This is a genomic window from Brachyspira pilosicoli, from assembly GCF_019402445.1.
GTDB lineage: Bacteria > Spirochaetota > Brachyspiria > Brachyspirales > Brachyspiraceae > Brachyspira > Brachyspira pilosicoli_B.
Map to the genome: position 1 here is coordinate 1 of NZ_SRZM01000212.1, position 5,909 is coordinate 5,909.

Genomic DNA, 5,909 nt, shown 5'->3' on the forward strand with positions numbered 1-5,909 from the left:
TGTTTTAACTTTATATAATTTTAATATGATAAAATATAATTTAAAAATATTTTACGATAACAAATATTTCTCTTCTAAGGCTTTTAAAGGCTTACTAAATTGCTTAGTTAATAGTCCAACAAATACAGCTCCTGCAATAGTACCCTCTCTCACTCCTTCTAAATGTCCTAAAAAAGATAATACCGTAACAACTGATATTATTACTAACAATGTATCAAATACTATTTTAGTATTTCCAAACTTTACAGAAAATATTTTACAAATAGCTAAAACAACTCCCTCACCGGGTGTAGTAACTAATTTTGCCATTATTTCTATACTCACGCCCAAACCAAGTAATATTATTCCTAATATACATAAAGCCCATTGCTGAATATAATTTGTATATGTTATGTCTTTTATTAAATAAGCAGAAAAATCAATCATGAGTCCAAATAAAATAAGTGCAGGTATTTGAAAAAGCTGAAATAAATCATATTTTTTTCTTAATAGTAATATTTGTATTAATATAAATACAAGATTGATAATAATAGTTGTTGCCCCTACTGATAAACCTGATATACGGCTTGTTACATATGGTACGCTGGAGATAGGCGAAGTACCAAGTGCAGCCTTAATAGAAAAAGCTATACCCAAAGACATAATATAAAGCCCTATTAATAATATTATACATCTTTCAATAAAATGATTTTTAAAAATTTCTCTCTTCATAATTAAACTCACCTAAGCGACTGACACATTTTCATTAACAGTTCTTTTAATTTTTCCTCATCTTCTTTTGATATTTCATTAACAGCAATACTTTCTATATCTTCAAAAACTTTATCCATATAATTTGAAGCTTCTATACCTTTTTCTGTTAGAGAAACATAAAGAGAACGCCTATTACCATCATGTTGCTTCCTTACAATAAGACCAGCATTTTCCATACCCAACAATATGCTTCCTACAGTTGTCTGCTCTATTTCTAAATAATTTGCTATGGTTTTCTGATCTGCTTCTTTGAATTTAGATAAAAAATATAATACTTTAGGTTGACCAGATGTAAGCCCTATTTTGTTTGCTTCAAGCATTACTCTCTTTGCAAACATAGAATTAGCTTTCATTAATAAATAGTGTAGATTCTCCAATGTAAGCATCCTTATAATAAGTATTGTTATAATGAGATAGCTTATTATATACTGCTTAAAAAAAATGTCAAATGAATTATTATTAGCTATAAGCATTATATAAAATACGATATTTTTATTTTAGATAGTAAAAAATTACATACAAACAAAAAAGATTACAGATATTTTGTAAAAATAATTTACTTTTTTACAAAAAACTGTAAAAAAACTTGACACAAAAACAATAATATACTATAATATTATTATACTTAAATAAAACCGTTAAGGAGAGTAAAATGAAAAAACAAGTAAAACAAATTATTCTAATTGCTTCTATTATGATGCTATCTATAGCTACGGTATTTGCTGCAGATATGCCTATACAGGCTAATCAGCTTCCAAAAAAAGCACAAGATTTTGTATCAGCTAATTTTCCAAGCGACCAAATAGTTTATGCTGAACAAGATAGAAACAGCTTTAATGTAGAATTGGCTAGCGGAGTTGAAATAGATTTCGATAGAAACGGAGATTGGACTGATGTATCTGCTAAAATGCCTTTACCTACCAAATTTATACCAACAAATGTAATGAAAGCAGTAGAAACTAAATACCCTCAAGTTCCTGTTTTAGAAATTAGCAAAGAATATAATAGCTACAAATTAAAACTAGGAAACAATAGAGAAGTTTATGTAGACAATAGCGGTAAAATTGTAGGAGATAAATTAGACTAATAGAAAATAGAAATTAAACATAAAAAAGAGAGAGGTTTTTATGCTTCTCTCTTTTTTTATTAAAATTTCAAGAATATTTTATTTTTTTTGTATATAGTATATAATAAATCAAAAATACATAGAAGGATAATATTCATGAAACATTTAATAATTCTAGCACTCACTGTTTTTATTATTTCATGTGGTGGCAACACTGAAACAAGCAAGCAAACAACAACAGAGCCTGCAACACTTACTATAGACTTTAAGGCTATATTTGGTGATAAAGCTAATGATGATAATACTATAATGGAAAACTCATATTTAAAAGTTACAGGAAGTTATGGTGATATTGATGCTAAAGTAGATGCTGTTACAGGAGCTTCAACACCTACAGGAGCTACAAAATCTTGGGATTCATATAGATACGAAAACAAACAATTTGCCAACAACAAAATTGAAAGAGGATTAGGTTTTTTTGTGTTATATGGAGTTGCACCTGCAAAAACTTATAACTTCGATGGTATGACAGGAACTGGAATATCACAAAAAACTTTAGACGGCACTAATGGACCAAAAGTTACGGGAACAGGCATTACAAAAGATGAAACTGGTGTTATCACTATAAGATATGCACATGCAGGAGGTCCTACTGTTTATCCTTGGGCTTATGAACTAAAATCAGATACTAATGGAATATTTAAAATTGGTTATGGTTTAGAAAACAACAAAATGAGTAAATTACAAATTTCTAATGATATTGATTTTGCAAACATAGAAATGATTACAGATAAAGCAAAAGATGGAATTTCTTATTGGCAAGGAGATTTACAAGGTACTTTTGAAAATGATACTCTTACATTAAAAGGTACTTTAAAAGAAGTTAAATAAATTAAATATAAAAATATTTTCAATTTAATATCTACTAACCGCACGCTAAACTAAACAATAAATATAAATTAATTTGAAATACAATTTTTATTATATTGACAAGTTTATTTAACGTACGGTATTATAATATAATAAGCTTAATAAAACCTTGGGCGGGGTGCTTTTTTTATTAAGCATTATAGAATATTGAAGCAGATTTTTTTACAATATAGAAAAGTTAATAGGGCGGGAATTAAAATAAATTAAAAATCTACTAAATATAAAAAATAATATTTTGTGCCTACTAAATACATTATATATTTTTATTTTACTTGATATATTAATAAAAGTTTTATATAATATTCTAATTAAAAATTATTTATTTTAAGAAAAGTAAGATGAAAAAAAATAATAATATAGAAAAGAAATTAATAGGTATTATAATAAACAAAAGCAGAAACAACACTGATAGTATAGTAAAAAAAATAAAAAATATTATAAATAAATATAATGTAGATGCTATACTTATAGATTATGATATATCATCTTACAATAATATTAACAAAGCGATAAAAACATTAAAAAATGTGTCAATGCTCATATCCATAGGAGGAGACGGCACATTATTATCAGCATTAAAAATAGCTATTAAATATAATATATCAGTTTTACCAATATACAACGGAACATTAGGCTTTATATCAGAAATTCCGCCAGAAGAAGCATATCTTATTATAGAAGAATATTTTAATAACAAAAAAACATTATACGAAATAGAACCTAGAACCCTTTTAGATATAGAAATTAAAACATCAAAAACTACAAAAAAATATTTAGCAATAAATGAACTTGCATTATGCAAACTAGATGGAAGAACTTTATATATGGATATAAACATATCTGGAAAGAAAGTATCTTCTATCATAGGAGATGGAGTTGTTGTAGCTACTCCCACAGGTTCTACTGCATATGCTTTGAGTGCAGGAGGTCCAATAATTGTTCCTACAATAGATGCTATGTCTTTTGTACCAATAGCACCTCATTCTCTCACATTTAGACCGCTTGTTATACCTAAAGGCGACAGCGTAGAAATAAAGCTTTCTCAAAAATCAAAAAAAGGTATGGTAACAATAGATGGTTATGATATATATAAATTTGGAAAAACTGATACTGTAAAGGCTAGTATAAGCGATAAAAACTGCTATATATTTCAAAGTGCAAATAGACTATTTTATGATATACTTAGAAACAAACTTAACTGGGGCATATAATAATGCTAAAATATTTAGATATTAGAAATTTTGTATTAATAGATAAAGTAAAAATCAATTTTGAAAATGGATTTAATGTTTTAACAGGTGAAACAGGAGCTGGAAAAAGTATTATAATCAGTGCCTTAGAATTAATTACAGGAGAAAAAGGCTCTACAAGAATGGTTGGCTTAAATGGAGATAGATTAACTGTAATAGGAACTTTCTTTTTGCAATCATCATTAAATATAGTAAAAAACAAATTAAAAGAATGGAATATAGAAATTACAGGAAATGAACTTAATATAAAAAGAGAAATTACAAAAGATGGTAAGAGCCGTTCTTTTATAAACAATATCGGTGTACGTGTTGCAGAGTTAAAAGAGTTAGGAGATTTAATTGTAGATATACATGGTCAGCATGAACATCAATCACTTTTTAATGTGGCAAATCATATTAATTTTTATGATGCTTATCTAAATATTGAAGATAAATTGCAAGTTTATAGAGATAATTATAGTAAACTTACAAAACTAATAAAACAATATAATGAAATATCACAAAATAAAAACACAATATTAAAAGAAAAATCTTTTTTAGAATATGCTATAGAAGAAATAGAAAAAGCAAACTTAAAATATAATGAAGATGAAGAGATAAAAAATGATATAGCAATGATGTCTAATGCAGAAAATATAGCATCTGCTTTATCTGTTATAAACAAAGATATATTTGGAAGCGAATCTGGTGCTTATTTAAAACTTACAAGAAGCATTAATACATTACAATCAATTTCTCAATATGATGATAGGCTTTCAGATTTGGCATCACAGATAGAAGCCATATCATTAAACCTTGAAGATATAAAAACAGTATTTACTGAAATAAGAGCAAAAGCAAAATTCGACCCAGAAGAATTGCAGGCTCTAAATGAAAGACTTTTCTTTATAAACACATTAAAAAAGAAATACGGAAACAATATAAAAGAAATTATTAATTATGCAAAAGAAGCTAAAGAAAAATTGGAGTCTCTTAATTTCTCTGAAGAAGATATATTAAAATTAAAAGAAGAAATAGAAAACATAAGAACAAAAACATCAATATTAGCAAAAGATATTTCTGATATAAGAAAGTCAAAGAAAGACGTTTTTATAAATGCTATAGAAAAAGAAATGTGCGACTTGGGAATGACTTCTACAAAATTTGATGTTGAGATTACTTATGATGAAGATGATGAAGACGGAATACTTAATATAGACGGTACAAATTTAAAAGCAAATTCTAATGGTGTAGATAATATAGAGTTTATAATAGCACCAAATAAGCAGGCTATGTTTCAGCCTTTAAGAAAAATCGCTTCTGGCGGAGAGATATCAAGAATTATGCTTTCATTAAAAAGCGTGCTTTCTAGCGGAGATTATTGTGAAACTTGTGTGTTTGATGAAATAGATGTGGGTGTTGGCGGAAGGATTGCAGAAGTTATAGGAGAGAAAATTGCAGCATTATCCAAACAAAAACAAATATTAAGTATTACTCACTTAGCACAAATTGCAATATATGCTAATAATCATTTTAAAGTAATAAAAAATGAAAAAGATGATGTTGTTACTTCAACAATAGAAGAGTTAAATGATTCTAATAAAGTAAATGAAATAGCAAGAATGATAACAGGTAAAGAAATAACAGATGCAAGCATAAAGCATGCAGAAGAATTGTTGGAACATGCCAAAAAGTCATCAGGCTTATTTTAGTATATATCTAAACAACTATATTTTGTCATAGAAGTTTTTTCTTCAACTTTTTACCGCCACTACGCTCTGCGGACTTCGTCAAAGTTTTTACCCTACAGGTACGCTTCGCGAAAAGTGCGAGTGTTTTAGCTTTATATTTTTGGAATATATAAAATAATATCTATGTTTTGTATATATAAAAATCTATACTTTATTAAATGCAGCCTTTTTGCTTCTTTG

Annotated in this window: 6 protein-coding genes; 4 read left to right on the plus strand and 2 right to left on the minus strand. The window is 27.2% G+C overall.

The window, feature by feature from the left end; genetic code table 11:
- Positions 1-51: 51 nt before the first annotated feature.
- On the minus strand, positions 52-711 hold the full coding sequence (locus E6A48_RS07370; RefSeq protein ID WP_219709379.1) for a YczE/YyaS/YitT family protein: 660 nt from the start codon (positions 709-711) through the stop codon (positions 52-54).
- 8 nt (positions 712-719) lie between these two features.
- Positions 720-1,106, minus strand: a complete 387-nt coding sequence (locus tag E6A48_RS07375; RefSeq protein WP_219709384.1) for a MarR family winged helix-turn-helix transcriptional regulator — start codon at positions 1,104-1,106, stop codon at positions 720-722.
- 299 nt (positions 1,107-1,405) lie between these two features.
- Between E6A48_RS07375 and E6A48_RS07380 the strand changes: the two genes are divergently transcribed.
- From E6A48_RS07380 to recN, 4 genes are all read left to right on the plus strand, one after another.
- Positions 1,406-1,840: a PepSY-like domain-containing protein gene (locus tag E6A48_RS07380; RefSeq protein ID WP_219709380.1), complete on the plus strand. Its 435-nt coding sequence runs from the start codon at positions 1,406-1,408 to the stop codon at positions 1,838-1,840.
- 135 nt (positions 1,841-1,975) lie between these two features.
- A complete protein-coding gene (locus E6A48_RS07385; RefSeq protein ID WP_219709381.1) occupies positions 1,976-2,710 on the plus strand; it encodes a hypothetical protein in 735 nt (244 codons plus the stop codon).
- A 377-nt stretch (positions 2,711-3,087) separates the two neighbouring features.
- A complete protein-coding gene (locus tag E6A48_RS07390) occupies positions 3,088-3,960 on the plus strand; it encodes an NAD(+)/NADH kinase (RefSeq protein WP_219709382.1) in 873 nt (290 codons plus the stop codon).
- Between the two features lie 2 nt (positions 3,961-3,962).
- Complete coding sequence (gene recN, locus E6A48_RS07395; RefSeq protein ID WP_219709383.1) at positions 3,963-5,690, plus strand: DNA repair protein RecN; 1,728 nt, start codon at positions 3,963-3,965, stop codon at positions 5,688-5,690.
- Positions 5,691-5,909 lie beyond the last annotated feature (219 nt).

Coding starts and splice junctions, on each gene's coding strand:
- E6A48_RS07370 (WP_219709379.1), bottom strand. CDS start 711: ATGAAGAGAGAAATTTTTAAAAATCATTTTATTGAAAGATGTATAATA.
- E6A48_RS07375 (WP_219709384.1), bottom strand. CDS start 1,106: ATGAAAGCTAATTCTATGTTTGCAAAGAGAGTAATGCTTGAAGCAAAC.
- E6A48_RS07380 (WP_219709380.1), top strand. CDS start 1,406: ATGAAAAAACAAGTAAAACAAATTATTCTAATTGCTTCTATTATGATG.
- E6A48_RS07385 (WP_219709381.1), top strand. CDS start 1,976: ATGAAACATTTAATAATTCTAGCACTCACTGTTTTTATTATTTCATGT.
- E6A48_RS07390 (WP_219709382.1), top strand. CDS start 3,088: ATGAAAAAAAATAATAATATAGAAAAGAAATTAATAGGTATTATAATA.
- recN (WP_219709383.1), top strand. CDS start 3,963: ATGCTAAAATATTTAGATATTAGAAATTTTGTATTAATAGATAAAGTA.